The following is a 25,759-nucleotide window of genomic DNA, read 5'->3' on the forward strand; positions in this document are numbered from 1 at the left end:
TATGCAAATGGCACATTCACCGGGCAAAACCTCCAAGTACGCCGACTTCGAAGACCTCCGCGCCCAGGCCGTCGCCCTCCGCCGTCAGGGCATGAGCCTCCGCCAGATCCGCGACCACCTGAAAATCCACAACAACGACCTCCTCAACCGCCTCGTCCACGGCGAACCGGCCCCGGAGTGGACCAAGCGCCCGAACGCCAAGGACGCCCTCCGGGAGCAGGCCCGGGAACTCCGCCGCCAGGGCTGTACCTACGACCAGATCGAAGCCGCACTGGGCTGCTCGCGCAGCTCGGTGTCGCTGTGGGTACGGGACCTGCCGAAGCCGGAGCGGAAGCGGTCGCCCGAGGAGGCGGCGGCCATCGCCAGAAAGGGATGGGAGGAGAAGCTGCGCATCCGGGACGAGGAGCGCCGACGAACCAAGGACGAGGCCCGACGGAGGGTCGGCGCGCTGTCCGAACGCGAGCTGTTCCTGGTCGGCGTCGGGCTCTACTGGGCGGAAGGAACCAAGGACAAGCCGTACGACCGCCGCGAGCACGTCACGTTCGTCAACAGCGACCCCGGAATGATCACGACCTTCCTCGCCTGGCTCGACCTGCTGGGCGTCGAGCGCGAGCGGCTGCGCTTCACGGTGCTGATCCACGAGACCGCGGACGTACCCGGCGCCGAGCGGTTCTGGGCCGAGGTGGTCGACGCGGACCGCGCCGCCTTCAACAAGACGTCCCTCAAGAAGCACAACCCGAAGACCGTCCGGCGGAACACGGGCGACGCCTACCGGGGTTGCCTCGTGATCAAAGTCCTGAAAAGCGCAGACTTGTACCGTCGCATCGAGGGCGCCTGGTACGGCATAGTGGAGGCCGCGCGCGAAGCCGATCAATCGAATCGGACATAGCGGCAATCCCAGGTCGTCTAAGGGCAAGACGTCAGATTTTGGTTCTGATCATGGGGGTTCGAGTCCTCCCCTGGGAGCAAATGCTCAGTTCGGGTCCCGACCGGCACACCCCCCCGGCGGGACCCGCTCTCATGTCCGCCGAAAAGCCCCCCGGTATTCTGCCGCCAGTCACCACCTCCCCCCAGAGCCGAAAGGCAACTCCGTGAGCGCCATTCGCCCGGCAGCCGTCGTCGTTCTCGCAGCGGGTGAGGGCACCCGTATGAAGTCGGCCACACCGAAGGTCCTGCACCGGATCTGCGGCCGCTCCCTGGTCGGTCACGTGCTGGCCGCCTCCCGTGAGCTGGACCCCGCCGAGCTGGTGGTCGTCGTCGGCCACGCCCGTGAGCAGGTCGCCGCCCACCTCGCCGAGATCGACCCCGGGGTCCGCACGGCCGTGCAGGAGCGGCAGAACGGCACCGGGCACGCGGTACGCATGGCGCTGGAGGAGCTGGGCGGCCCGGTGGACGGCACCGTCGTGGTGGTCTGCGGCGACACGCCCCTGCTGACCGCGGACACCCTGGCGGCCCTCACCGGCACGCACCGGGCGGACGGCAACGCCGTGACCGTGCTGACCGCCGAGGTCCCGGACGCGACCGGTTACGGCCGGATCGTGCGGGACGGCGCGAGCGGCGCGGTGACCGCGATCGTGGAGCACAAGGACGCGACCGCCGAGCAGCGGGCGATCGCCGAGATCAACAGCGGTGTGTTCGCGTTCGACGGCCTGCTGCTGGCGGACGCGCTGAAGCAGGTGCGTACCGACAACAGCCAGGGCGAGGAGTACCTGACCGATGTGCTGGGCATCCTGCGGGCGGCCGGGCACCGGGTGGGCGCGTCGGTGGCGGGTGACCACCGGGAGATCGCCGGGATCAACAACCGGGTGCAGCTCTCGGAGGCCCGCCGGACGCTGAACGACCGTCTACTGACGGCCGCGATGCTGGACGGCGTGACCGTGGTGGACCCGGCGACGACATGGGTGGACGTGACGGTCGGGTTCGGCCGGGACGCGGTGGTGCACCCGGGTACGCAGCTCACCGGTGCGACGCGGATCGGGGAGGGCGCGGAGGTCGGCCCGAACAGCCGTCTGAACGACACGGTGGTGGGCGCGGGCGCGCGCGTGGACAACACGGTGGCGGACGGCGCGGTGGTCGGCGAGGGCGCGTCGGTGGGTCCGTACGCGTATCTGCGGCCCGGTACGCGGCTGGGTGTGCGGTCGAAGATCGGTACGTACGTGGAGACGAAGAACGCGTCGATCGGTGAGGGGACGAAGGTTCCGCATCTGTCGTACGTGGGGGACGCGACGATCGGTGACTTCACGAACATCGGCGCGGCGAGCGTGTTCGTGAACTACGACGGTGAGAGCAAGCACCACACGACGGTGGGGTCGCACTGCAAGACCGGTTCGGACAACATGTTTGTGGCTCCTGTCACGGTCGGGGACGGCGCGTACACCGGCGCGGGGTCTGTGATCACGAAGGATGTGCCGCCCGGCGCGCTGGCCGTGGCCCGTGGTCAGCAGCGGAATATCGAGGGCTGGGTGGCTCGTAAGCGTCCTGGGAGCGCGGCCGCGAAGGCGGCGGAGGCGGCGTCCGGGGCGGGCGTGGACGAGGGCTGAGGGAGGGCTCGCAGGAAACGGCCGCGTCAAACACGGCGTACCGTGATAAGTGCACAACCGCACCCCTACCAGCTGATTCGGCCCTCTCGTGCCCCGTCGAGAGGTCGCTTGGCCGGCGGCTGGCTGAGAACCTCTGAGGAGACAGTGCTGTGACCGGGATCAAGACGACCGGCGAGAAGAAGATGATGTTCTTCTCCGGCCGCGCCCACCCCGAACTTGCCGAGGAGGTCGCTCACAGGCTCGGTGTGGGGGTCGTCCCGACCAAGGCGTTCGACTTCGCCAACGGTGAGATCTATGTGCGTTATCAGGAGTCGGCCCGCGGCGCGGACTGTTTCCTGATCCAGAGCCACACGGCGCCGATCAACAAGTGGATCATGGAGCAGTTGATCATGATCGACGCTCTGAAGCGGGCGTCGGCGCGCTCCATCACGGTGATCGTGCCGTTCTACGGGTATGCCCGGCAGGACAAGAAGCACCGTGGCCGTGAGCCGATCTCGGCGCGTCTGATCGCGGACCTGATGAAGACGGCGGGTGCGGACCGCATCCTGACCGTGGATCTGCACACGGACCAGATCCAGGGCTTCTTCGACGGTCCGGTGGACCACCTGTTCGCGCTGCCGCTGCTGGCGGACTACGTGGGCGCGAAGGTGGACCGGTCGAAGCTGACCGTGGTCTCCCCGGACGCGGGCCGGGTGCGGGTGGCCGACCGCTGGTGCGACCGGCTGGGCGCGCCGCTGGCGATCGTGCACAAGCGCCGGGACAAGGACGTGGCGAACCAGGTCACGGTGCACGAGGTCGTGGGTGACGTCGAGGGCCGTATCTGTGTCCTGGTGGACGACATGATCGACACCGGTGGCACGATCTGCGCGGCCGCGGACGCGCTGTTCGCGCACGGGGCCGAGGACGTCATCGTGACGGCGACGCACGGTGTGCTGTCGGGTCCGGCGGCGGACCGGCTGAAGAACTCGCGGGTGAGCGAGTTCGTGTTCACCGACACGCTGCCGACGCCGGGTGAGCTGGCGGCGGACCTGGACAAGATCACGGTGCTGTCGATCGCGGGGACGATCGCCAGCGCGGTGCGTGAGGTGTTCGAGGACGGTTCGGTGACGAGCCTCTTCGACGAGCAGTGAGGTTTCTGCGGGCCCTCTGAGGGGCGGCGGAAGATCCTTTTGGGCGCGGCCCCCTTGCCGAGTAGACTGCGACAGTTGCTCGGCGAGGGAGGCCGCGCTCGTGTTTCACGGGTGCCGGTTGTCCGTTATCGACGCGCTCTTCGTAGCAGGCCGTTCGTGGCCGGGTGACCCCGTCCGATCTACCTGTTCGAGGAGTGATCCGTATGTCCGAGGTCAAGCTCGCCGCCGAGTCCCGCACCGAGTTCGGCAAGGGTGCCGCCCGCCGCATCCGCCGTGACAACAAGGTTCCCGGTGTCCTTTACGGCCACGGTTCCGACCCGCTGCACCTGACCCTGCCGGGCCACGAGCTGCTGCTGGCGCTGCGTACGCCGAACGTCCTGATCGCCCTGGACATCGACGGCAAGACCAACGAGCTGGCCATCCCGAAGTCCGTGCAGCGCGACCCGCTGAAGGGCTTCCTGGAGCACGTCGACCTGCTGCTGGTCAAGCGTGGCGAGAAGGTCAACGTCGAGATCCCGGTCGTCGCCGAGGGCGAGCTGGCCCCGGGCGGCAACCTGCTCGAGCACGTGCTGAACGCGCTGCCGGTCGAGGCCGAGGCCACCCACATCCCCGAGTCCGTGACGGTCTCCGTCGAGGGCCTGGAGGCCGGTGCCTCCGTGCTCGCCAAGGACATCCAGCTCCCCAAGGGTGTCTCCCTGGCCGTCGAGGGCGACGCCGTCGTCCTCCAGGTCCTGGCCGCCCAGGTCGAGGAGCCGGCCGAGGACGAGGCCGCCGAGGGCGAAGAGTCCGCCGAGGCCTGAGCCGTACCGGTTTGAGTCATCCGTCAGCCGTCGTCCCCGTTCTCCGGGGGCGGCGGCTGGCGCATACCGAGGAGAGATGGGTCGTTGAGTACCCCCGCGAACGCCCCTTGGCTGGTGGTCGGGCTCGGTAATCCGGGGCCGGAGTACGCGATGAACCGGCACAACGTCGGTTTCATGGCGGTGGATCTGCTCGCGGAGCGGATCGGCGGGAAGTTCAAGCGTGCCGGCAAGGCGCAGGCGCAGGTGCTGGAGGGCCGGATCGGTCCGGTGGGTCCGGCGAACCGGCGGGTGATCCTGGCCAAACCGATGTCGTACATGAACCTGTCGGGCGGTCCGGTGAACGCGTTGCGGGAGTTCTACAAGGTGCCGCTCTCCCAGGTGGTGGCGGTCCACGACGAGCTGGACATCGACTACGGCGCTCTGCGGCTGAAGCTGGGCGGCGGCGACAACGGGCACAACGGTCTGAAGTCGATGACGAAGGCGATGGGCCCCGACTACCACCGCGTCCGCTTCGGTATCGGCCGTCCGCCGGGCCGGATGCAGGTGGCGGACTTCGTGCTGAAGGACTTCGCCTCCGCCGAGCGCAAGGAGCTGGACTACTTCGTGGACCGTGCGGCGGACGCGGTGGAGTGTCTGGTGACGGAGGGGCTGGAGCGGGCTCAGTCGGCCTACAACGCGTAGCGTCCGGGCGGTCGGCGGGACGGTGGAGTTGACCCGCCGTAGGGATATGGCCAATGATCCCGGCCATGCCTGCTGCCTCCGCCAGTTCCCCGCGTTCCGGGTCCGTCGTCCGGGTGGGCCGGGTCGTGGTCGCGGGGGTGTTCGCCGCGTTGATCGTGTTCGCCGGGGCGTGGGGGTCCTGGGGGGCCGCGCAGCACGCGATGCTGCCCAAGGGGCGCGAACGCGGCACGCTGACGGTGACGGACTGTCTGCCGGAGCACTGCGCGGGCACGTTCGAGCCGCTGTCGCCGGGCGCCACCCCGCGGTCCTCCGTCCGCATCGGGCGGTCGGTGGTGGTGCGCGAGGGGCACAGCTACGACGTCGTCCTCGAACCCGGTACGGATGTCGCGGTGCGCGCGGGCGTCTCCGGTGTCCTGCTGGCCTGGCTGCCGCTCGGCGGGGCGCTGCTGCTGGCCTCGGTGGTGGTCGCGGGCGGCATGCGGATGCCCCGGGCGGCCTGGGTGCTGGGCCTGGCGGGCGCGGGCCTGCTGACGGCGGCCTTCGTGCTGTCCTGAGCGGGGCGTCCTGGGAGGGCTGTCCTGAGCGGGGTGTCCTGGGAGGGCTGTGCCGAGAAGGTGTCCTGATACGCCGGTGCCCCCGGAGCCGACGCGCTCCGGGGGCACGGCCGTACGCACCGCGGATCAGCCGGTGTTGCGCAGGCCCGCCGCGACGCCGTTGACGGTGAGCAGGAGGGCGCGGCCCAGGATCGGGTCGGGCTCCTCACCGGCGGCGGCCGCGTCGCGCTGGCGCTTGAGCAGGGCCACCTGGAGGTAGGAGATCGGGTCCAGGTAGGCGTCGCGGATACCGAGGGTCTGCCGCAGCTCGGGCTGTGCGGCGAGGAGCTCGTCCTCGCCGGTGATGCGCAGCACCTCGGCCACGGTCAGCTCGTGCTCGGCCTTGATGGTCTCGAAGACGTGCTTCAGCTCGTCGGGGACGAGCGTGTCCACGTAGTGCTGGGCGATGCGCAGGTCGGTCTTGGCGAGCGTCATCTCGACGTTGGAGATGAAGTTCCGGAAGAAGTGCCACTGCTCGTGCATCTCACCGAGCACGGTGTCCAGACCGGCCTCGCGCAGGGCCTTCAGTCCGGAGCCGACGCCGAACCAGCCGGGGACGATCTGCCGGGACTGGGTCCAGCCGAACACCCACGGGATGGCCCGCAGTCCGTCCAGCGAGACGCCGGAGCCGGGGCGGCGCGAGGGGCGCGAGCCCAGGTGCAGCTCGGCGAGCTGGTCGACCGGCGTGGAGGCGAGGAAGTACGTCGGCAGGTCCGGGTCCTCGACGAGCCGGCGGTAGGCGGCGTGGGCGGCGTCGGAGACCACGTCCATGGCCGCGTCCCAGCGGGCGAGCGCCTCGTCGGACTGGCGGGGCGCGGTGTGCAGGGCGGACGCCTGGAGGGTGGCGGCGACCGTCAGCTCAAGGTTCTCCCGCGCGAGGGACGGGATCAGGTACTTGTCGGAGATGACCTCGCCCTGCTCGGTCACCTTGATCTCGCCCTCCAGGGTGCCCCAGGGCTGCGCGAGGATCGCGTCGTGCGAGGGGCCGCCGCCGCGGCCGACGGTGCCGCCGCGGCCGTGGAAGAGACGCAGCCGTACGCCGTAGCGGTGGGCGACGTCGCGCAGCCGGCGCTGGGCGCGGTGGATCTCCCACTGGCTGGTGGTGATGCCGCCGAACTTGGAGGAGTCGGAGTAGCCCAGCATGACCTCCTGCACGTCCCCGCGCAGCGCGACCAGGCGCCGGTAGGACGGGTCGGAGAGCATGTCCTCCAGGATGGTGTCGGCGGCCTTCAGCTCGTCGGTGGTCTCCAGCAGCGGCACGATGCCGATCTTCGCCCAGCCGGCGTGCAGGTCCAGCAGTCCGGCCTCGCGGGCCAGCACGGTCGCGGCGAACACGTCGTCGGCGCCCTGGCACATCGAGATGATGTACGACTCGACGACCTCGGGCCCGAAGACCTCCAGCGCCCGCCGGACGGTCTGGAAGACGCCGAGGGTCTTGGCCGCGGCGGCGTCGACCGGGGCCGGGCTCGGGGCGAGCGGGCGGCGCGAGCGCAGCTCCTTGGCGAGCAGCTTGGCGCGGTACTCGCGGGGCATGTCGGCGTAGCGCCAGGACTCCTCGCCGAGCCGGTCGAAGAGCTGGCCGAGGGCGTGGTGGTGGGCGTCGGCGTGCTCGCGGACGTCCATGGTGGCGAGCTGGAGGCCGAAGGCGGCCAGGGTGCGGATGACGCGGTCGATGCGGCCGTCGGCGAAGAGGGCGCCCCGGTGCTCGCGCAGGGAGGTCTGGATGATCCGCAGGTCGGCGAGGAGTTCGGCGGTGCCGAGGTAGTCCCGGCCCTCCTCGTGCGGGGTGTTGCGGGCCAGGCGCTGCTTGGTGTTCTCCAGCTTCTGCCGGATCGCGGTGGCCTTGAGCCGGTAGGGCTCCTCGGCGTTGAGCCGCTTGTAGCGGGGGCTGATCTCCGGCAGGCGCTCCAGGTCGGCCTCCAGGGAGTCCAGGAGTTCCCCGGTGGCACCCGCGTAGCGGATGGAGTTGGAGAGCAGGCCACGGAGCTGGTCGATCATCTCCAGCGCGTCGTTGATGCCGTGCTCGTGCTGGAGGATCAGCACGTCCCAGGTGACCTGGGGGGTGACGTTGGGGTTGCCGTCGCGGTCGCCGCCGATCCAGGTGCCGAAGGTCAGCGGGCGGGTGTCGGGCGGCAGGGTGACGCCGACCCGCTCCAGCTCGGCGGTGAGGTCCTCCAGGACGTCCCCGACGGCGTCGGCGTGCAGCTCGTCCAGGTAGTAGATGGCGTTGCGGGCCTCGTCGGTGGGCTCGGGGCGGACCACGCGCAGTTCGTCGGTCTGCCAGACGAGGTCGATGTTCTCGGCGAGCCGTACGTCGTGGCGGCGGCGGTCGGAGTCGAGGACGGGGGTGTCCAGGAGCTCCGCGATCCGGCGCAGCTTGTTGAGGACCGAGCGGCGGGCGGCCTCGGTGGGGTGGGCGGTGAAGACCGGGCGCACGTTGAGGTTGCGGACGGTGTCCCGCAGGTGCTCGGGGTCGGCGTCCTTGAGCCGGTCGGCGGTGCGGGAGAGCAGACCGCCCTCGGTGGCCCGGCGGGCGCGCAGCTCGCGGCCGCGGTGCACCTGCTCGGTGACGTTGGCGAGGTGGAAGTAGGTGGAGAAGGCGCGCACCAGCTTGGCGGCGGTCTCCAGCTCGGTGCCGCGCAGCAGCTCGGCCGCGGCCTCGCCGTCCTCGCGGGTGAGGCGGCGGACCTTCTCGACCAGTTCCAGCAGCTCGGGGCCCTCCTGGCGGACGAGGGTCTCGCCCAGGAGATCGCCCAGGCGCCGGATGTCGGCGCGCAGCGCCTGGCCGTTCGTGGTGGTCTGGTCGTCGACACTGCTCACAGGTGCGGCTCCTTGCGGTGTTGAAGCTCATCCGGCGGGAACCCGGACACCCATCCATCACGCGGCAAAACGCCGCATACCGGCCGGAACGTCCGGGAAGTAAACAGAGCGGACCGCGCTGTCCGACCGTCTCCAAGGATAGGTGTCCCGGTGGACGCGCAGGATCTCGGGCTCTTGCCGCCGGCCGAACCGCTGACATACTTACGACGCCGTAGGTTACGGAACCGTAGGGACGTACCGTCCGTTCCATACCTGTCCGGCTACCCCCTCGACCCCCGCCCTCGACCCCACAGGGGACGCGCATGACCTCAAGTAGTTCCGATGTGATCGACGAAGTCCGCACCGACGGCACCACCGCCACGCTGGGCGGCGAACAGAAGCGCTCGATCGAACAGATCGCGCTCCTGGTGTTCATCGTCGTACCGTTCCTGGCCCTGCTGGCGGCCGTGCCGCTGGTGTGGGGCTGGGGGGTGAGCTGGCTCGACCTGGGCCTGCTGGTGTTCTTCTACTTCCTGGGGTGCCACGGCATCACGATCGGCTTCCACCGCTACTTCACCCACGGCTCCTTCAAGGCGAAGCGGCCGCTCAGGATCGCGCTGGCGATCATGGGGTCCATGGCGGTGGAGGGGCCGCTGGTGCGCTGGGTGGCCGACCACCGCAGGCACCACAAGTTCTCCGACGCCGAGGGCGACCCCCACTCGCCGTGGCGGTTCGGGGATACGCTCCCCGCGCTGATGAAGGGCCTGTGGTGGGCCCACATCGCCTGGATGTTCGACGAGGAGCAGACCCCGCAGGAGAAGTACGCGCCGGACCTGGTCAAGGACCCGGCCATGCGGGCGATCTCCCGGCAGTTCGCGCTGTGGACGGCCGTCTCGCTGCTGCTGCCTCCGCTGATCGGCGGGCTCGCCACGATGTCCTGGTGGGGCGCCTTCACCGGGTTCTTCTGGGGCTCACTCGTCCGGGTGGCCCTGCTGCACCACGTGACGTGGTCGATCAACTCGATCTGCCACGCGGTGGGCAAGCGCCCGTTCAAGTCCCGCGACCGCTCGGGCAACGTGTGGTGGCTGGCCGTGCTGTCCTGCGGCGAGTCCTGGCACAACCTGCACCACGCCGACCCGACCTCCGCGCGGCACGGGGTGGAGCGCGGGCAGATCGACTCCTCGGCCCGGTTCATCCGCTGGTTCGAGAAGCTCGGCTGGGCCTATGACGTGCGCTGGCCGTCGCGCTCGCGCATCGACGCGCGCCGTGCGGACGACGGCGGTTCCTCCCGGCGCGGGAAGGCTGCCGCGAAGGCGGCATGATGGACGGCGTGGCCACCGACTCCAGCAGCACTTCCAGCAACGACAAGACACGGCGGACCCGCCGGACCCGGATGACCGGTGCGGAGCGCCGCCAGCAGTTGCTGGAGATCGGCCGGACCCTCTTCGCGGCGAAGGGCTTCGAGGGCACGTCGGTGGAGGAGATCGCGGCCAAGGCCGGGGTCTCCAAGCCGGTGGTGTACGAGCACTTCGGCGGTAAGGAAGGGCTGTACGCGGTCGTGGTGGACCGGGAGATGCGGTGCCTGCTCGACATGGTCACCGGCTCGCTGACCGCCGGCCACCCCCGTGAGCTGTGCGAGCAGGCCGCGTTCGCGCTGCTGGACTACATCGAGGAGTACACGGACGGTTTCCGCATCCTCGTCCGTGACTCCCCCATCCCGCAGTCCACCGGCTCCTTCGCCTCGCTGATCTCCGACATCGCCACCCAGGTGGAGGACATCCTGGGCCGCGAGTTCAAGAGCCGCGGCTTCGACTCCAAGCTCGCCCCGCTCTACGCCCAGGCCCTGGTCGGCATGGTCGCCCTCACCGGCCAGTGGTGGCTGGACGTCCGCCGCCCCAAGAAGGCCGAGGTGGCCGCCCACCTCGTCAACCTCGCCTGGCACGGCCTGGACGGCCTGGAGCAGAAGCCCCGCCTCATAGGGCACCGCAAGAGCTAGCCGCTAGGCGGGCTTCACCGCCACCGCGAACAGGCGCCGGAAGGGCAGGACCGTCCCGTGGGGGGCCGTCGGGTAGGCCTTCCGGAGCAGCTCGCGGTACTCGCCGACGAAGGCGTCCCGCGCTTCCGGGTCACCGGCCAGCGCGGTCAGGGCGGGGCGCAGGCCGGTGCCCTTGACCCAGTCCAGGACCGGGTCGGCACCGGGGAGGACGTGCTGGTACGTGGTCTGCCAGACGTCGGCGGCGCAGCCCAGGCGGGCGAGGTGGTCCAGGTAGACGCCGGGGGCGTGGACGGAGTCGGGGGCGCGCAGGACGCCGGCCAGGCGGGGGGCCCAGCGGGGTGTGGCGGCCAGTTCGCGCATCAGGGTGTGCAGCGGGGCGTCGGTGTTGTCCGGCACCTGGAAGGCGAGGACCCCGCCGGGCTTCAGCGCGCCGATCCAGTCCGCGAACCGGTCCAGATGGCCCGGCACCCACTGGAGGGTGGCGTTGGAGAACAGCAGGTCGTGCGGGTCCTCGGGCGTCCAGGTGCGGGCGTCGGCGGGGGCGAACTCCAGCGCGGGCTGCTCGGCGCGGGCGCGCTGAAGCATCTCGGGCGAGTTGTCGTACCCGGTGACCCGGGCGCCGGGCCAGCGTGTGGCGAGCAGCGCGGTGGCGTTGCCGGGGCCGCAGCCGAGGTCGGCGATCCGGGGCCGCTCGGCCGGCAGGTCGGGGACGCGGGCCAGCAGGTCCACGAACGGGCGCAGCCGGTGGCCGGAGTGACGGAGGTACTGGGCGGGGTCCCAGGAGGGCGTCGTCATGACAGCCACCTTCCCGAAGAGTTTCTCTTGATGTCAAGATACTCACCTTCAAGAGACTTCACGTCGACACAACCACTACACTGATCTCCATGGAGGACGAGGTCGATCGGCTGGTCGCAGCGTGGCGCCGGGAGCGCCCTGACCTCGACGTGGAACCACTGGAAGTGCTGAGCCGGGTGAGCAGGCTGGCCCGGCACCTGGACCGCGCCCGGCGGCTCGCCTTCTCCGAGCACCAGCTGGAGCCCTGGGAGTTCGACGTGCTGACCGCGCTGCGCCGCGCCGGCACCCCGTACCAGCTCTCCCCCGGGCAGTTGCTCACCCAGACGCTGGTCACCTCGGGCACGATGACCAACCGCATCGACCGGCTGGCCAAGAAGGGCCTCGTGGAGCGGCTGCCCGACCCCAGCGACCGGCGCGGGGTGCTGGTGCGGCTGACCGACACCGGCCGCGACCGCGCCGACGAGGCGCTCGCGGGCCTGCTGGCCCAGGAGCGGGCCATCCTCGGCGAGCTGTCCCGTACCCAGCGCGGCGAACTCGCCGGACTGCTACGCCAGTTGACCGCCCCGTTCGACAACGTCCCCGGTTAGGTCGACCGGCCCCACCCCGGCCCGCCGGGCCAGCGCCACGGCGGCCAGCGTGGAGTGCACGCCGAGCTTGCCCAGCACGTTCTGCATATGGGTGCGGACGGTGTGCGGGGAGAGGAACAGCCGCTCCGCGACCGCCTTGCGGCCGAGCCCGGCGACCATGCAGCGCAGCACCTCCCGCTCGCGCGGGGTCAGCGACTGCACCAGCCGCTCGCTCTCGCTGCGGTGCTTGCGCGCCGCCGTCAGCTCCTTGAGCACGCCGGTGAGCAGCGCGGCCGGCAGATGCGTCTCGTCCCGCAGCACGCCCCGTATCACCGTGAGCAGCCGGGACAGCGAGCAGTCCTTGGCGACCCAGCCGGAGGCGCCCGCCTGGAGCGCGAGCGCGGCCCGGTGCGGGTCGTCCTTCTCGGCGAGCACCACCGTGCGCACCCCGGCCTGCGCCGAGCGCACCCCGGCCACCAGCGAGATCCCGTCCACCAGTCCGTCCGCGTCGCCCGCCTGCACCGGCACGGCCGCCCGCCCGCCGGGCAGGGGCCGCCCGAGGTCGGCGTCGACCAGCAGCACGTCGTAGCGGCGGCCCTCGGTGGCGGCGCGCTCCAGGCAGCGCAGCGCGGCCGGGCCGCTGCCCGCGGCGGACACGTCCACGTCGGGCTCGGCGGCCAGCGCCGCCGCCAGTGACTCGGCGAAGATGCGATGGTCGTCCACGACCAGCACTCGGATGCGAACCACGAAACCCCCTTCCCCAGGCTCCACTTGGAGCAGGGGTCACCCACGGCCCGGCAACGGCGCGGCGGCCGCCGTCGCGGGAACAGCTACCCCTGGCGCGGTCCCCGTACCCGCCCGTCCCACTCCCTGATCGGCCACCCGCCCCCACGGGAGCCGCTCTTGAGGGCCCTCAGCGTACGGGCGGCCCCTGGCCGGGGGGAGCCGATTGACGGAACTGACCGGCCGTCGCGTTTATGGTGTGCCGCATGTTTCGGATCGAGACGGAAGTGGACAAGGACCGACGGGATCTGCTGCGCGCCCGGTTGCGGGACACCAACACGGCGGCCTCCCCGGTGCTGGCCGCGCTGCGGGGCTCGCCGGGCGAACGGCACACCCCGCTGCACGTGTGGGTGCTCGACGAGGCGGGCGGACTCGCCGGGGGGCTGGTCGGGCACACCTGGGCGGGCTGGCTGCACGTCACGTATCTGTGGGTGGACGCCCGCCACCGGGGCGCGGGCCTCGGTACCCGGCTGCTGGACGAGGCCGAGCGCGTCGCGCGCACCGGCCGGGGCTGCGCGCGCGTCCGCGTGGAGACCTGGGACTTCCAGGCCCCGGCGTTCTACAAGGACCGCGGCTACGACGTGGTGTCCGTGATCCCCGACTACCCGCCGGGGATCACGGAGTACACGCTGACCAAGCGGCTCGGCTGAAGCCGCCGGCTCAGCCCAGGCGGCGGGCGCCCGGCGAGGGCACCGCCTCGAAGACGCGCGGGGCGGTGTGTCCGGCCGCCGCGAACGCCTCCTCCACCGCCTTGGTGACGGTGTCCACAGCGGACGCCTCGGCCAGCGCGATCGCGGAGCCGCCGAAGCCGCCGCCGGTCATCCGGGCGCCGAGCGCGCCGGCGGCCAGCGCGGTGTCGACCGCGAGGTCCAGCTCCGGGCAGGAGATGCGGAAGTCGTCGCGCAGCGAGGCGTGGCCCTCGGTGAGGACCGGCCCGATGGCCCGGACGTCACCCGAGGTCAGCAGCTCCACCACCTGCTCGACACGCCGGTTCTCGGTGACGATGTGCCGCACCAGCCGGCGCACCTGAGCCGCGTCCTGTCCGGAGCCGAGCCGCTCCAGCGCCGCCTCCAGCCCGTCGTAGGGCACGTCGCGCAGGGCGTCGACGCCGAGCAGGGCCGCGCCCTTCTCGCAGCCGGCCCGGCGCTTGCCGTACTCGCCGCCGCTGTGGGCGTGCTTGACCTGGGTGTCGACCACCAGCAGGCGCAGGCCCTCGGCGGCCAGGTCGAACGGGATCTGCCGCTGGGACAGGTCACGGGTGTCGAGGAAGAGCGCGTGGCCCTCCTCGCAGCAGGCCGACGCGGTCTGGTCCATGATGCCGGTGGGCGCGCCGACGTAGACGTTCTCCGCGCGCTGGCACAGGCGGGCCAGCTTCCAGCGGGGCAGCTCCAGGCCGAACAGGTCGTCCAGCGCGAGCGCGATGACGACCTCCAGCGCGGCCGAGGACGACAGCCCGGCACCGGTCGGCACGGTGGACGCGAGGTGGACGTCGGCACCGGTGACCGGGTGCCCTGCCTCCCGCAGCGCCCACACCACGCCCGCCGGGTAGGCGGTCCAGGCGTCGTCGGTGCCCGGCGCCAGGCCGTCCAGGGCGAGTTCGACGACCCCGCACCCGATGTCGGCGGAGTGCAGCCGCAGCACTCCGTCGGTGCGGCGGGAGACGGCCGCGGTGACCTGGTGCGGCAGCGCGAACGGCATGACGAAGCCGTCGTTGTAGTCGGTGTGTTCGCCGATCAGGTTGACCCGGCCCGGCGCCGCCCACACCCCTTCCGGTGCCGCCCCGTACAGCTCGGTGAAGCGGTCCCGGACCTGCTGTGCCCCCACTAGTGCTCCTTCTGCGTGTCGCGCGCGAACTCCCAGGCGTCCGCGATGATCCCGGCGAGGTCCGCGCGGGACGGGTTCCACCCCAGTGTGGCGCGCGCGGTCTCGGCCGACGCCACCAGGACCGCCGGGTCGCCGGCCCGGCGCGGGGCGGTGACCTCGGGGATGGGGTGGCCGGTGACCTCGCGGGCGGTCTCGACGACCTCGCGGACGGAGAAGCCGTTGCCGTTGCCGAGGTTGCAGATCAGGTGCTCGCCGGAGCGCGCGGCGCCGAGGGCGAGCAGATGGGCGTCGGCGAGGTCGGCGACGTGGATGTAGTCGCGCACGCAGGTGCCGTCGGGGGTCGGATAGTCGTCGCCGTAGACCGAGATGGCCTCGCGGCGGCCCTGGGCGACCTGGAGGACGAGCGGGATGAGGTGGGACTCGGGGTCGTGGCGCTCGCCGTACGGGCCGTAGGCGCCGGCCACGTTGAAGTAGCGCAGGGAGACGGCGGCCAGGCCGTGGGCGTGCGCCTCACCGGTGATCATGTGGTCGACGGCCAGCTTGGAGGCGCCGTAGGGGTTGGTGGGGCGGGTCGGGGCGGACTCCGGGATCGGGACCTCCTCGGGCTCGCCGTAGGTGGCGGCGGTGGAGGAGAAGACCAGCCGGTTCACGCCCGCCTCGCGCATGGCGGCGAGCAGGGCCATGGTGCCGCCGACGTTGTTCTCCCAGTACTTCTCCGGCTTCACCACCGACTCGCCGACCTGGGAGAAGGCGGCGAAGTGCAGCACCGCCTCGTAGGACGGGTCGAGCCACTTGGCCGCGTCGCGGATGTCGCCCTCGACGAAGGCCGCACCGGCGGGCACGCCCGCGCGGAAGCCGGTGGAGAGGTTGTCGAGGACGGTGACCTCGTGCCCCGCCTCCAGCAGATGCTGGGCGACCACGCTGCCCACGTAACCCGCGCCACCCGTCACCAGGTACTTCATGAAGTCGCTACCTCTCGCAGTCGCTCGGCCGCGCGCTCCGGCGGCACGTCGTTGATGAAGACGCTCATACCGGACTCGGAACCCGCGAGGAACTTCAGCTTGCCGGAAGTGCGGCGGATGGTGAAAAGCTCCAGATGGAGCGCGAAGTCGTCCCGCGTCACCCCGTCGAAGCCGGGGAGGCCGCCGAACGGCGCCTGGTGCCAGGCCGCGATGTACGGCGTCGGCGCCTCGGCCTCGTCGCCCTCCGCACCCTCCGGCCGCCCGAAGAGCCGGTCGAAGCGCCGCAGGAGTTCCAGGTAGACCTGGGGGAACTCGGCGCGCGCGGCCTCGTCCAGGGCGAGCAGGTCGGGCACCCGGCGCTTGGGGTAGAGGTGGACCTCGTAGGGCCAGTGCGCGGCGTACGGGACGAAGGCCGCCCAGTGTTCACTCTCCAGGACGACCCGGTCACCGGCGAGTTCGCGTTCCAGGACGGCGTCGAAGAGGTTCTCCCCGCCGGTTTCCGCCGTGTGGTCGGCGAGCGAGCGGAGCATCAGCGCGGTGCGCGGGGTGATGAACGGGTAGGCGTAGATCTGGCCGTGGGGGTGACCCAGTGTCACCCCGATCTCGGCGCCCCGGTTCTCGAAACAGAAGACCTGCTTGACGGAGGGCAGATGCGACAGCTCGGCGGTGCGGTCGGTCCACGCCTCCAGCACCAGCCGCGCCTGCTCGTCGGTGAGGGAGGCGAAGGACGCGTCGTGGTCGGAGGTGAAGCAGACGACCTCGCAGCGGCCGGAGTCCCCGGCGAGGGAGGGGAAGCGGTTCTCGAAGACGACCACGTCGTAGCCGGTGTCCGGGATCTCGCTGAGCCGCCCGTCCCGGCTGGGGCAAAGCGGGCACTCGTCGGCCGGGGGATGGTAGGTGCGGCCCTGGCGGTGGGAGGCGACGGCCACGGAGTCGCCGAGCAGCGGGTCCCGGCGGATCTCGGAGGCGGTGACCGTGGGCTCCAGCGGCCGCCGGTCCACCGCGTCGCGGACGGTGTCGTTCCGCAGGTCGTAGTAGACCAGCTCACGCCCGTCGGCCAGCCGGGTCGAGGTCTTCTTCACGCCGGACTCCTCGCTCTCACTCAACACAATCAAACATAACAAACCACAACCCGACAACGCAGTGCACGATCACAATCGAACAAAGATCCCCAACAGAACTGTTCAAATAATGAACGCCGCGGCGTAGGTTCCGCTCTGGATCAGTTCGCGCAACGAAGCGAGTTCTCATGCAGACCCCCCCGACCGGACCCGCGCCCCTGGCGGCGGGCCCCAGCTATCTGGCGGCGGAGCTACGGCTCCCCACCAACTGGCTCGACTACACGATCCTGGCCATCTACTTCGTCGTGGTTCTCGGCATCGGCTTCGCGGCCCGCCGCTCGGTGAAGACCAGCCTGGACTTCTTCCTCTCCGGACGCTCGCTGCCCGCCTGGATCACCGGCCTCGCCTTCATCTCGGCGAACCTGGCGGCCACCGAGATCCTGGGCATGGCGGCCAACAGCGCCCAGTACGGCGCGTACACCGTGCACTGGTACTGGATCGGCGCCATCCCGGCCATGGTCTTCCTGGGCCTCGTGATGATGCCCTTCTACTACGGCAGCAAGGTGCGCTCGGTCCCCGAGTTCCTGCTGCTGCGCTTCGACAAGGCCGCCCACCTGCTCAGTTCGATCCTGTTCGCCTTCGCCGCCATCCTGATCGCGGGCGTGAACCTGTACGCGCTGGCGATCGTGGTGGAGGCCCTGCTCGGCTGGCCGCAGTGGGTGGCCATCGTGGTGGCGGGCGCCTTCGTGCTCGGCTACATCACGCTGGGCGGCCTCTCCTCGGCGATCTACAACGAGGTGCTCCAGTTCTTCGTGATCCTGGCCGCCCTCATCCCGATCACCATCCTCGGCCTGAAGAAGGCCGGCGGCTGGGACGGCCTGACCCACAAGCTGGACGCGGCCCACGGTCACAACTTCACCACCGCCTGGGGCGGCACCGGCATCGGCAGCGCCAACCCGCTGGGTGCCAACTGGCTGACCATCGTGCTCGGTCTCGGCTTCGTGCTGTCCTTCGGCTACTGGACGACCAACTTCGCCGAGGTGCAGCGCGCGCTGTCCGCGAAGAACCTCTCCGCCTCCAAGCGCACCCCGCTGATCGCGGCCTACCCGAAGATCTTCATCGTCTTCCTGGTCATGATCCCCGGCCTGGTCGCCGCCGCCCTGGTCCCGAAGATCGGCCAGCCCGGCTCCGGGCTCCAGTACAACGACGCGATCCCCTACCTGATGCAGGAGCTGCTGCCCAACGGCGTGCTCGGCATCGCGGTCACCGGTCTGCTCGCCGCGTTCATGGCGGGCATGGCGGCCAACGTGTCGTCCTTCAACACGGTGTTCACCACCGACATCTGGGCCCGCTACGTGAAGCCGGACCAGGAGGACGCCTACTACGTCCGCTTCGGCCGCTGGATCACCGTCATCGGTGTCGCCGCGTCGGTCGGCACGGCCTTCCTGGCGTCGTCGTTCTCGAACATCATGAGCTACCTCCAGACGCTGTTCTCCTTCTTCAACGTCCCGATGTTCGTGGTCTTCATCGTCGGCATGTTCTGGAAGCGCGCCTCGGCCAAGTCCGGCTTCTGGGGCCTGCTCGCCGGCACCGCGACCGCGATGGTGAACTACTTCGTGTTCTACAAGGAGGGCATCATCTCGATCCCCTCCGACCAGGGCGCCAACTTCGTCTCCGCCATCGCGGGCTTCGTCGCCGGCGCGGTCGTGATGGTCGCGGTGTCGCTGTTCACCAAGCCCAAGCCGGCCGAGGAACTCCAGGGCCTGGTCTACGGCACCACCTCGCCGGGCATGACCGAGGCACCCGCCGAGGGCGACGACGCCTGGTACCGCAAGCCCGCCCTGCTCGGCTGGGGCGCGGTCGTCCTGGCCGCCGCCTGCTACATCCCGTTCTCGTTCTGATCGCGGGAGGATGAGGAAACCATGACCGACGAATCCCCCCGCCCCGAGCACGGCGCGACCGAGCAGGACGTCCAGCGCGAGGTCACCGAGCTGGAGGGCAAGTCCGCCACCGCGGCCCGCATCTTCGACCTGCGGCGCATCATCGGCGGCCTGTTCGTGCTGTACGGCGTCATCGTCACGATCACCGGCCTCACCGACTCCCAGGCCGCGATCGACAAGGCCGAGGGCGTCAACATCAACCTGTGGACCGGCATCGGCATGCTGATCCTCGGCGTGTTCTTCCTGGCCTGGCTGAAGCTGCGGCCGACCCCGCCGCCGGTGCCCGCCGAGGACGCGGGTGACGAGGAGCCCGTGCACTGACCACGCGCGTGACCGGGCCGGAGCCGGAGCTGTGGACTACAGCTCCGGCTCCGTCGTGTGCGGGGCACCGCCGGCGCGGTCCAGCAGGCCGGTGCGGGCCGCGAGGGCGGCCGCCTCCAGCCGGGAGCCGACGCCCAGCTTCATCAGCACCCGCTGCACATGGGTACGGGCGGTGCTGGGCGCTATCCCCATGCCGGCCGCGATCAGCCGGGTGTCCTCGCCGTCGGCGACCCGGACCAGCACCTCCACCTCCCGCGGGGTGAGCAGCCTGAGCAGCCGCTGGCCCTCGTCGTCGGGCTGCACGGCCGGGTTCAGCAGCTCGGCGAAGGCGCCCTGGAGGAGCTGGGGGGCGACGGCGGCCTCCCCGGCGCGGGCCTTCAGGATGGCCCGCTCGACCCCCTCGATGCGCTCGTCGTGCCGTACGTACCCGGCGGCGCCGGCCGCGAAGGCGGCCGCGATGCCGCGCGGGGACGGGACCGGGCCGAGGACCAGGACGGCCACCTGCGGGCGCTCCCGCCTGATGCGGGCCACCGGGTCGAACGCGCCCGGCTCGGCGGGTGCCGCGGTGCCCAGCAGGCACACCTCGGGGGCGCGCGATATCACCAGCTCGGCCGCGCCCGCGGCCGGCGCCGCCGCGGCGAGCACCCGGTGCCCGCGCAGCTTCAGCGCCGACGCCAACGCCTCCGCCAGCAGGCGGTGGTCGTCGACGACCATGAGCCGCACTCCCATAGAGCAACCCCCCAGTCCCTCCGATGTCCCGGAAGTTACACGCTCGGGGCGCCTGCCGTGCGGGCTTCGGTCAGTCGCGGGTGCCGAAGGCCACGACGCAGTTCTTGTCCTTGTCGAAGTTCCCGAGCGGCTTGGCCGCGTTCGGCGCCGCCATGAACAGCCTGCCCTGGCTGTACCGGTACTCCGAGAAGGTGGGCTGAAGCCCGTTCTGCAGGGACCGGTCGGCCTGGTCGGGGGGCAGCTCCATCAGCGTCGTGGACTTGAAGCTCGCGCCGTCGACGCTGACGACCTGGCCGCCCTTGTCGTACGGCGGCTCCTTGTACGCGATCAGGTTGCCGCCGTCCATGCGCAGCGGGAACAGCGTGTAGCCCTCGCCGGCTTCGGACCGCTGGCCGGTCTGCTTGCCGGTGGCGAGGTCGAAGGCGACGACCTCGTTGGTGTGGACGAGCTTGCTCCCGCCGCCGCTGCTGTGCTCCTTGGTCGCCAGGTACAGCTTGCCCTGGCCCGCCACGACACCCTTGCACTCCTCGACGAGGGTGATGGTCTCGCACTCGCCGTCGTAGGTGTCGCCCGAGACCGGGATGCGGGCCAGCAGCCTGCCGGTGCGGCTGTCGATGGAGAAGTAGTCCGAGACCCCGCTGCCGCCGCTCGCGCTGTGCCCCGCGTCCGCGCCGACCACCAGCGGGTCGGTGGAGACGATGCCCGCGTACTCGATGCCGGCGCCCATCTTGTACTCGGAGATCACCTTGCCCGAGGTGGGGTCGACGTTCTGGATGCTGAGAGTGCGGTTGCCGTACTGGCCGCACTTGCGGACCGCGACCAGCTTGGTGCCGCCGCCGTAGCCGACGTCGTCGCAGTCGTCACCGGGCTTGGGCTGCCAGAGCACCTTGCCGGTGCCGATGTCGTAGGCCGCGCCGCCGTCGAGACCGCCGACCGCGACGGTCTTCCCGGCGACGGTGACGTTCTGGAACGTGCTGGCGAACTCACCCGTGCCGATCGACCTGGTCCACAGCTTGGTGCCGGCCCGGACGTCGACGCCCGCGACCTGGGTGCAGCCGGGGCGGCTGGTCCTGGTCGGCATCGAGGGCTGGTAGACGATGCCGGTACGGCCGTCGGCGGTGACGTGCCCGGTGGCCGCGCAGACCGGGCCGGGCAGCTTGAGCGTCCACTTCTTGTGGCCGTCGGCCGGGTCGTAACCGGTGATCTCGGCGATGCCGCTCTTGGCGTAGACACCGGTGCTCAGCCAGGAGCCCGGCGTGGTGACGACGTTCTCCTCGGTCTTGGGCTGCGGGACCTTGAACAGGACGTCGGCCGCCGGGTTGTCCGGCACCTTCTCCTTGCCGCCCACGGCGGTGCCGGTGCCGTTCTTGCCGCCCCCGGCGCTCGTGCTCCCCCCGCCGCCGTCGGAGGAACGGGAGTACCAGACGCCGGAGCCGATGATCAGGCCGATGGCGACGACGGCCGCGAGGACGATCAGCGCGATGGCCCGGTTCTCCCTGGCCCGGACGTCGTCACCCGCCACGACCGTGGCCGGCTGGGCGGGGTATCCGTAGCCCGGCTGCTGCGGTGCGGCCGGGTAGCCGTAGCCGGGCTGCGGCTGCGGCGGGGGTGCCTGCGGGTAGCCGTACGTCGGCTGCGGGCCGGCCGGCGGGACGGGCGGGGTGGGCGGCTGTTCCTGGGGCGGGCCGGAGGGCGGCTGGTCGCTCATCGTGGGGTACCTCGAAGCGGCTGGTGGGGACGGCGGGCTCGGCGGGGAGGACGGCGTGGGGGCTACTTGCCGTAGGCCATCATCAGCTTCTCCTCGGAGTCGTCCTGGCCGCTCAGCCGGTTGGTGGCGATGAAGAAGCGGCCGCCGGACCAGACCGTGGTGGCGTCGAAGAAGCCGTTCTCGATCTGCGCGGCGCCGTCCGGGTTCCGGAGCAGCGTGGTGGGCCGGTGCGCGCCGGAGCCGGTCGGGATGGAGAGCACCCGGCCGCCCTGGGAGTAGGACGCGTCGGCGTAGGCGATGAGGTTGCCGCCCTGGAGTCCGACCGGGACCATCGGGCGGTCGAGGGGGGACTTCACCCGCCACTTCTCCTTGCCGTCGGCCAGGCTGATGGCGAAGATCTCGTTGGCGCCGGTGGTGGACTCGGTGGGCAGGTAGAGCGTCTTGGCGTCCACCGCGACCGCCTGGCACTTCTGCAGGCCCCGGTCCAGGGAGAGGAAGCCGCAGCCGGGGGCGAACTTCTTGTCGACCTTGACCTCGGAGGTGAAGCGGCCGCGGTTGTCGAGGGTGGAGATGTTCCACGCCTTCTTGTCGCGGTTGGTCAGGTAGACGACCAGCGGGTTCAGGGAGAAGACGCGCTCGGCCCGCCAGCCCTTGGTGACGACGCGGGTCCACTTCGCCTTGCCGGTGGCCGGGTCGAGCTCGCGGATCTCGTCGCGCTCCTTGGCACCGCCCGCCCCGCAGGAGGCCACCTGGACCAGGTGCCCGGTGTCACCGGCGTATCCGGCCGGGTAGCAGTCCGTGCCGTACTTCTTGAGGTCGTACCGCTTCTTGCCGGTGGCCGCGTCGTAGGCGGTGCCCGACATGTCGCGGCCGACCATCAGGGTCTGGCCGGCCAGCGTCAGCTCGATGCTGCGGGTGCTGTCGAACAGACCGGTGCCGTCGGCGACTTCGGCGTGCCAGCCCTTCTTGCCGGTGTCCAGGTCGATCTGCTGGAGCTGGTTGCAGTTGGCCCGGTCGGTGGAGCCGTTCATGTACGCGATGACGATCTTGCCGTCGGCGCCGGGGCGCTTGGTGACCGCGCAGACCTCGTGCGGCAGGGTGATCGGGGCCCAGGCGGCCGTGCCGTCGGCGACGCGGAAGCCGACGACCTCCTTGTACGCGGCCTTCACCGCGGTCTTCTCCGTGACCCAGAGGCCGGGCGCGTCCGCGCCGTTGCCGGGGGCGTCGGGGGCGGACTTGTACCAGAGGACCTTCGCCTCGCCGGGCTTGCGGCCCGCGTTGAGGTCCTCGGCGTCCGCGCGGCCGTCGCCCTTCCCGTCGCCGGTGTCGGCGGAGGGGGACGCGGTGGCGGAGTGCTCGGCGCCCCCGCTGGGGTGGGCGACGGGCTTGTCGTCGTCCCCGCCGCCGCTGGTGACGGCGTACACGGCGCCGCCGACGAGCAGCAGCGCGACGGCCACCGCCCCGGCTGTCAGCGCGGCGCGCTTCTTGCCGCCGGGCGGCTTGCCGGGGGCGCCGGGGTGCGGGTAGGGGCCGTGCGGGGCCTGCCCGTAGGGGCCGGGGGTCTGACCGTACGGACCGGGAGCCTGGCCGTAGGGGCCGGGCTGGGCGTACGGTCCGGGGGGCTGCTGGGGGTAGCCGTAGCCGGGCTGCTGGGGAGCGCCGAACCCGCCGTGCGGCGGCGGCTGTTGTGGAGCGCCGAAGCCCCCCTGCGGCTGACCCTGCGGCGGCTGGCCGTGCGGTGGCTGATTCTGCGGCGGGCCGAAGCCGCCGTGCGGCGGCTGACCGGGCGGCGGCTGGCTCATCAGCGCTGCTCCCCCTCGTTCACTGATTTTTAGCCTACGAACCGCCTTTCTATCACCGACCGGCGACAGCACAGGGGCCCGTGCGGACCCCTGTGCCCAAGGACGAACCACCCCGTGATGCGGCCGTTACGGACCCGCCGGTATGGCCGGTTTCCGCCGTACGCGTTACGCGTCCTCCGCCAGCTCCAGCCAGCGCAGCTCCAGTTCCTCGCGCTCGCCGGCGAGTTCGCGCAGTTCGGCGTCGAGTTCGGCGACCTTGGCGAAGTCGGTGGCGTTGTCCGCGATCCGGGTGTGCAGCTTGGACTCCTTGTCGGAGATCTTGTCCAACTGCCGCTCGATCTTCTGGAGTTCCTTCTTCGCGACCCGCTGGTCGGCGGCGCTCTTCTCCGTGGTGGCCGGGGCGGGCGCGGCGGCGGCCGAGCGCTGGGCGACGGCCTCCTCCATGCGCAGCCGGCGCTCCAGGTACTCGTCGATGCCGCGCGGCAGCATGCGCAGGGCGCCGTCGCCGAGGAGGGCGTACACCTTGTCGGTGGTGCGCTCGACGAAGAACCGGTCGTGGGAGATGACGACCATCGAGCCGGGCCAGCCGTCGAGCACGTCCTCCAGCTGGGTCAGGGTCTCGATGTCCAGGTCGTTGGTGGGCTCGTCGAGGAAGAGGACGTTGGGCTCGTCCATGAGCAGGCGCAGCAGCTGGAGCCTGCGGCGCTCACCGCCGGAGAGGTCGCCGACCGGCGTCCACTGCTTCTCCTTGGTGAAGCCGAACGTCTCGCAGAGCTGGCCGGCCGTCATCTCGCGGCCCTTGCCGAGGTCGACGCGCTCGCGGACGCGCTGCACGGCCTCCAGCACCCGCCAGTTCGGGTCGAGTTCGGCGACCTCCTGGGAGAGGTAGGCGAGCTTGACGGTCCTGCCGACGCTGACCTTGCCGCCCGCGGGCTGCTCCTCGCCGCCGGTGCGTGCGGCCTGGGCCATGGCCCGCAGCAGGGAGGTCTTGCCGGCGCCGTTGACACCGACCAGGCCGATGCGGTCACCGGGGCCGAGCTGCCAGGTGACGTGCTTCAGCAGTTCCTTGGGGCCGGCGGTGACGCTGACGTCCTCCAGGTCGAAGACCGTCCTGCCGAGCCGGGAGGAGGCGAACTTCATCAGCTCGCTGCTGTCGCGGGGCGGCGGTACGTCCTTGATCAGCTCGTTGGCGGCCTCGACGCGGAAGCGGGGCTTGGAGGTGCGGGCGGGGGCGCCCCGGCGCAGCCAGGCCAGCTCCTTGCGGACCAGGTTCTGCCGCTTGGTCTCCTCGGTGGCGGCGATGCGCTCGCGCTCGGCGCGGGCGAAGACGTAGTCGGAGTAGCCGCCCTCGTACTCGTAGACGGTGCCGCGCTGGACGTCCCACATGCGGGTGCAGACCTGGTCCAGGAACCAGCGGTCGTGGGTGACGCAGACGAGGGCCGAGCGGCGCTCGCGCAGGTGCCGGGCGAGCCAGGCGATGCCCTCGACGTCGAGGTGGTTGGTGGGCTCGTCCAGAACGAGGAGGTCCTGCTCCTCGATCAGCAGTTTGGCCAGCGCGATCCGGCGCCGCTCGCCACCGGAGAGCGGTCCGATGACCGTGTCCAGACCCTTGGGGAAGCCCGGCAGGTCCAGCCCGCCGAACAGCCCGGTCAGCACGTCCCTGACCTTGGCGTTGCCCGCCCACTCGTGGTCGGCCAGGTCACCGATGACCTCGTGCCGGACGGTGGCCTCGGGGTCGAGCGAGTCGTGCTGGGTGAGCACCCCGCTCCGCAGCCCCCCGGAGTGCGTGACCCGCCCGCTGTCGGCCTCCTCGACCTTGGCGAGCATCCGGATCAGGGTGGTCTTCCCGTCGCCGTTGCGCCCGACGACCCCGATCCGGTCCCCTTCCGACACACCGAGCGAGACGCCGTCCAGCAGGGCCCGCGTGCCGTAGACCTTGCTGACGTTCTCGACATTGACCAGATTGACGGCCATTTCACTCCTGCGCAGGGGGATGGATCAGCCTTCAAGCGTAGGCCCTGCCGGGCGGGGGGCGGGGCGCGCGGGTGCGGTCACTCTTTGTGATGACGTGATCGACGTCCGGCCGCTACCGTTGACCCCAGGCAGCAGGATCTCCGTCCATGGGAGGCACCATGACCGCCGAGTCCGTAGAGCACCGTCCGCACTGGCCGGTGCCGCCCAAGGACGGCTACACCGTGGACGACCTGTTCACACTGCCGGATCTCCCGCCGCACACAGAGCTGATCGACGGGAGCTTGGTTTTCGTGAGTCCGCAGAGGGATTTCCACAGTGTCGTGATCGATCTGCTCGCTGCCGGCCTCAGGAACACCGTGCCATCCGAACTCCGGGTGCGCAGGGAGATGACCGTGGTCCTCGACCGGCGCAACGGCCCCGAGCCCGACCTCTGCGTCGTACGCGCCGAGTCCGTCGTCGATCGCCGTCAGACACGGTTCGAGGCTGCCGACGTCCTGCTCGCCGTGGAGGTCGTCTCCCCGGACTCCGAGGCACGGGACCGTGACACCAAGCCGCACAAGTACGCTGCGGCGGGCATTCCCCACTTCTGGCTGGTGGAGATGGCCGGCGAGGACGACCACCCCGTGGTTCAGGTGTACGAGCGTGGCGAGGCCACCGGAACCTACGCCCTGACCGGCATCCACCACTCGCAGGTCAAGCTGACCGCGCCCTACGGGATCGACATCGACCTGACCGAGATCGACCGCCTCTGAGGC

At 71.0% G+C, this 25,759-nt stretch carries 23 protein-coding genes and 1 tRNA gene; 14 read left to right on the top strand and 10 right to left on the bottom strand.

The window, feature by feature from the left end; all coding sequences use genetic code 11:
* The first annotated feature begins 7 nt into the window (after positions 1-7).
* From EV284_RS27090 to EV284_RS27120, 7 genes are all read left to right on the top strand, one after another.
* Complete coding sequence (locus EV284_RS27090) at positions 8-889, top strand: hypothetical protein (protein WP_130338657.1); 882 nt, start codon at positions 8-10, stop codon at positions 887-889.
* 6 nt (positions 890-895) lie between these two features.
* Positions 896-966 (top strand) — tRNA-Gln (locus EV284_RS27095).
* Between the two features lie 125 nt (positions 967-1,091).
* The gene (glmU, locus tag EV284_RS27100) at positions 1,092-2,540 is read left to right on the top strand and encodes a bifunctional UDP-N-acetylglucosamine diphosphorylase/glucosamine-1-phosphate N-acetyltransferase GlmU (RefSeq protein WP_130338659.1); all 1,449 of its coding nucleotides are present in this window, start codon (positions 1,092-1,094) and stop codon (positions 2,538-2,540) included.
* 149 nt (positions 2,541-2,689) lie between these two features.
* Positions 2,690-3,670: a ribose-phosphate diphosphokinase gene (locus tag EV284_RS27105; RefSeq protein WP_130338661.1), complete on the top strand. Its 981-nt coding sequence runs from the start codon at positions 2,690-2,692 to the stop codon at positions 3,668-3,670.
* A 203-nt stretch (positions 3,671-3,873) separates the two neighbouring features.
* Positions 3,874-4,470, top strand: coding sequence for a 50S ribosomal protein L25/general stress protein Ctc (locus EV284_RS27110; RefSeq protein ID WP_130338663.1), 597 nt, complete (start codon positions 3,874-3,876; stop codon positions 4,468-4,470).
* Positions 4,471-4,554: 84 nt separating this feature from the next.
* Positions 4,555-5,151 (top strand): aminoacyl-tRNA hydrolase, encoded by a 597-nt coding sequence (gene pth / locus EV284_RS27115; protein WP_130338665.1) that lies wholly within the window; start codon positions 4,555-4,557, stop codon positions 5,149-5,151.
* A gap of 65 nt (positions 5,152-5,216) precedes the next feature.
* A complete protein-coding gene (locus EV284_RS27120) occupies positions 5,217-5,705 on the top strand; it encodes a hypothetical protein (protein ID WP_242625840.1) in 489 nt (162 codons plus the stop codon).
* Positions 5,706-5,831: 126 nt separating this feature from the next.
* Here the strand turns inward: EV284_RS27120 and ppc are convergent, their stop codons facing one another.
* Positions 5,832-8,564 (bottom strand): phosphoenolpyruvate carboxylase, encoded by a 2,733-nt coding sequence (gene ppc / locus EV284_RS27125; protein WP_130338669.1) that lies wholly within the window; start codon positions 8,562-8,564, stop codon positions 5,832-5,834.
* A gap of 302 nt (positions 8,565-8,866) precedes the next feature.
* On the opposite strand from ppc, the gene EV284_RS27130 reads away from it, so the two are divergent.
* The gene (locus tag EV284_RS27130; protein ID WP_130338671.1) at positions 8,867-9,865 is read left to right on the top strand and encodes an acyl-CoA desaturase; all 999 of its coding nucleotides are present in this window, start codon (positions 8,867-8,869) and stop codon (positions 9,863-9,865) included.
* A complete protein-coding gene (locus tag EV284_RS27135) occupies positions 9,862-10,539 on the top strand; it encodes a TetR/AcrR family transcriptional regulator (protein WP_030814681.1) in 678 nt (225 codons plus the stop codon). Before EV284_RS27130 ends, EV284_RS27135 begins: the two co-directional genes overlap by 4 nt.
* A 3-nt stretch (positions 10,540-10,542) precedes the next feature.
* On the opposite strand, the gene EV284_RS27140 is transcribed toward EV284_RS27135, so the two are convergent.
* A complete protein-coding gene (locus tag EV284_RS27140; RefSeq protein ID WP_130338673.1) occupies positions 10,543-11,334 on the bottom strand; it encodes a trans-aconitate 2-methyltransferase in 792 nt (263 codons plus the stop codon).
* Positions 11,335-11,423: 89 nt separating this feature from the next.
* Here EV284_RS27140 and tamR point away from each other — a divergent pair, with 89 nt between their 5' ends.
* On the top strand, positions 11,424-11,921 hold the full coding sequence (gene tamR, locus EV284_RS27145) for a MarR family transcriptional regulator TamR (RefSeq protein WP_130338675.1): 498 nt from the start codon (positions 11,424-11,426) through the stop codon (positions 11,919-11,921).
* Here the strand turns inward: tamR and EV284_RS27150 are convergent.
* Positions 11,880-12,647, bottom strand: a complete 768-nt coding sequence (locus EV284_RS27150) for a response regulator transcription factor (protein ID WP_130338677.1) — start codon at positions 12,645-12,647, stop codon at positions 11,880-11,882. The genes tamR and EV284_RS27150 overlap by 42 nt on opposite strands.
* A gap of 230 nt (positions 12,648-12,877) precedes the next feature.
* Here EV284_RS27150 and EV284_RS27155 point away from each other — a divergent pair, with 230 nt between their 5' ends.
* On the top strand, positions 12,878-13,333 hold the full coding sequence (locus tag EV284_RS27155; protein ID WP_130338679.1) for an N-acetyltransferase: 456 nt from the start codon (positions 12,878-12,880) through the stop codon (positions 13,331-13,333).
* Between the two features lie 10 nt (positions 13,334-13,343).
* On the opposite strand, the gene galK is transcribed toward EV284_RS27155, so the two are convergent.
* Genes galK through galT form a run of 3 tightly spaced genes read right to left on the bottom strand, consistent with a single transcriptional unit; the run spans position 13,344 to position 16,551 of the window.
* Complete coding sequence (galK, locus tag EV284_RS27160; RefSeq protein ID WP_130338681.1) at positions 13,344-14,507, bottom strand: galactokinase; 1,164 nt, start codon at positions 14,505-14,507, stop codon at positions 13,344-13,346.
* Entirely contained in the window at positions 14,507-15,469 is a 963-nt protein-coding gene (gene galE / locus EV284_RS27165) for a UDP-glucose 4-epimerase GalE (RefSeq protein ID WP_130338683.1), read from the bottom strand. Before galE ends, galK begins: the two co-directional genes overlap by 1 nt.
* Positions 15,466-16,551, bottom strand: a complete 1,086-nt coding sequence (gene galT, locus EV284_RS27170; protein WP_130338685.1) for a galactose-1-phosphate uridylyltransferase — start codon at positions 16,549-16,551, stop codon at positions 15,466-15,468. The genes galE and galT overlap by 4 nt, the downstream gene beginning before the upstream one ends.
* Before the next feature lie 167 nt (positions 16,552-16,718).
* Between galT and EV284_RS27175 the strand changes: the two genes are divergently transcribed.
* Positions 16,719-18,431: a sodium:solute symporter family protein gene (locus tag EV284_RS27175; protein ID WP_030814651.1), complete on the top strand. Its 1,713-nt coding sequence runs from the start codon at positions 16,719-16,721 to the stop codon at positions 18,429-18,431.
* Between the two features lie 21 nt (positions 18,432-18,452).
* Entirely contained in the window at positions 18,453-18,791 is a 339-nt protein-coding gene (locus EV284_RS27180) for a hypothetical protein (protein WP_130338687.1), read from the top strand.
* Between the two features lie 36 nt (positions 18,792-18,827).
* Here EV284_RS27180 and EV284_RS27185 read toward each other — a convergent pair whose 3' ends face one another.
* From EV284_RS27185 to EV284_RS27200, 4 genes are all read right to left on the bottom strand, one after another.
* Positions 18,828-19,520, bottom strand: coding sequence for a LuxR C-terminal-related transcriptional regulator (locus EV284_RS27185; protein WP_130338689.1), 693 nt, complete (start codon positions 19,518-19,520; stop codon positions 18,828-18,830).
* A 70-nt stretch (positions 19,521-19,590) separates the two neighbouring features.
* On the bottom strand, positions 19,591-21,228 hold the full coding sequence (locus tag EV284_RS27190) for a PQQ-binding-like beta-propeller repeat protein (RefSeq protein WP_130338691.1): 1,638 nt from the start codon (positions 21,226-21,228) through the stop codon (positions 19,591-19,593).
* A gap of 62 nt (positions 21,229-21,290) precedes the next feature.
* On the bottom strand, positions 21,291-23,030 hold the full coding sequence (locus EV284_RS27195; RefSeq protein ID WP_130338693.1) for a proline-rich domain-containing protein: 1,740 nt from the start codon (positions 23,028-23,030) through the stop codon (positions 21,291-21,293).
* A gap of 165 nt (positions 23,031-23,195) precedes the next feature.
* Entirely contained in the window at positions 23,196-25,004 is a 1,809-nt protein-coding gene (locus EV284_RS27200; protein ID WP_130338695.1) for an ABC-F family ATP-binding cassette domain-containing protein, read from the bottom strand.
* Between the two features lie 146 nt (positions 25,005-25,150).
* On the opposite strand from EV284_RS27200, the gene EV284_RS27205 reads away from it, so the two are divergent.
* Complete coding sequence (locus EV284_RS27205; protein ID WP_242625841.1) at positions 25,151-25,756, top strand: Uma2 family endonuclease; 606 nt, start codon at positions 25,151-25,153, stop codon at positions 25,754-25,756.
* Positions 25,757-25,759 lie beyond the last annotated feature (3 nt).

The organism is Streptomyces sp. BK022 (assembly GCF_004217355.1).
GTDB lineage: Bacteria > Actinomycetota > Actinomycetes > Streptomycetales > Streptomycetaceae > Streptomyces > Streptomyces griseoluteus.

Coding starts and splice junctions, on each gene's coding strand:
- EV284_RS27090 (WP_130338657.1), top strand. CDS start 8: ATGGCACATTCACCGGGCAAAACCTCCAAGTACGCCGACTTCGAAGAC.
- EV284_RS27110 (WP_130338663.1), top strand. CDS start 3,874: ATGTCCGAGGTCAAGCTCGCCGCCGAGTCCCGCACCGAGTTCGGCAAG.
- EV284_RS27120 (WP_242625840.1), top strand. CDS start 5,217: ATGCCTGCTGCCTCCGCCAGTTCCCCGCGTTCCGGGTCCGTCGTCCGG.
- EV284_RS27130 (WP_130338671.1), top strand. CDS start 8,867: ATGACCTCAAGTAGTTCCGATGTGATCGACGAAGTCCGCACCGACGGC.
- EV284_RS27135 (WP_030814681.1), top strand. CDS start 9,862: ATGATGGACGGCGTGGCCACCGACTCCAGCAGCACTTCCAGCAACGAC.
- EV284_RS27140 (WP_130338673.1), bottom strand. CDS start 11,334: ATGACGACGCCCTCCTGGGACCCCGCCCAGTACCTCCGTCACTCCGGC.
- tamR (WP_130338675.1), top strand. CDS start 11,424: ATGGAGGACGAGGTCGATCGGCTGGTCGCAGCGTGGCGCCGGGAGCGC.
- EV284_RS27155 (WP_130338679.1), top strand. CDS start 12,878: ATGGTGTGCCGCATGTTTCGGATCGAGACGGAAGTGGACAAGGACCGA.
- galE (WP_130338683.1), bottom strand. CDS start 15,469: ATGAAGTACCTGGTGACGGGTGGCGCGGGTTACGTGGGCAGCGTGGTC.
- EV284_RS27175 (WP_030814651.1), top strand. CDS start 16,719: ATGCAGACCCCCCCGACCGGACCCGCGCCCCTGGCGGCGGGCCCCAGC.
- EV284_RS27180 (WP_130338687.1), top strand. CDS start 18,453: ATGACCGACGAATCCCCCCGCCCCGAGCACGGCGCGACCGAGCAGGAC.
- EV284_RS27185 (WP_130338689.1), bottom strand. CDS start 19,520: ATGGGAGTGCGGCTCATGGTCGTCGACGACCACCGCCTGCTGGCGGAG.
- EV284_RS27190 (WP_130338691.1), bottom strand. CDS start 21,228: ATGAGCGACCAGCCGCCCTCCGGCCCGCCCCAGGAACAGCCGCCCACC.
- EV284_RS27195 (WP_130338693.1), bottom strand. CDS start 23,030: ATGAGCCAGCCGCCGCCCGGTCAGCCGCCGCACGGCGGCTTCGGCCCG.
- EV284_RS27200 (WP_130338695.1), bottom strand. CDS start 25,004: ATGGCCGTCAATCTGGTCAATGTCGAGAACGTCAGCAAGGTCTACGGC.
- EV284_RS27205 (WP_242625841.1), top strand. CDS start 25,151: ATGGGAGGCACCATGACCGCCGAGTCCGTAGAGCACCGTCCGCACTGG.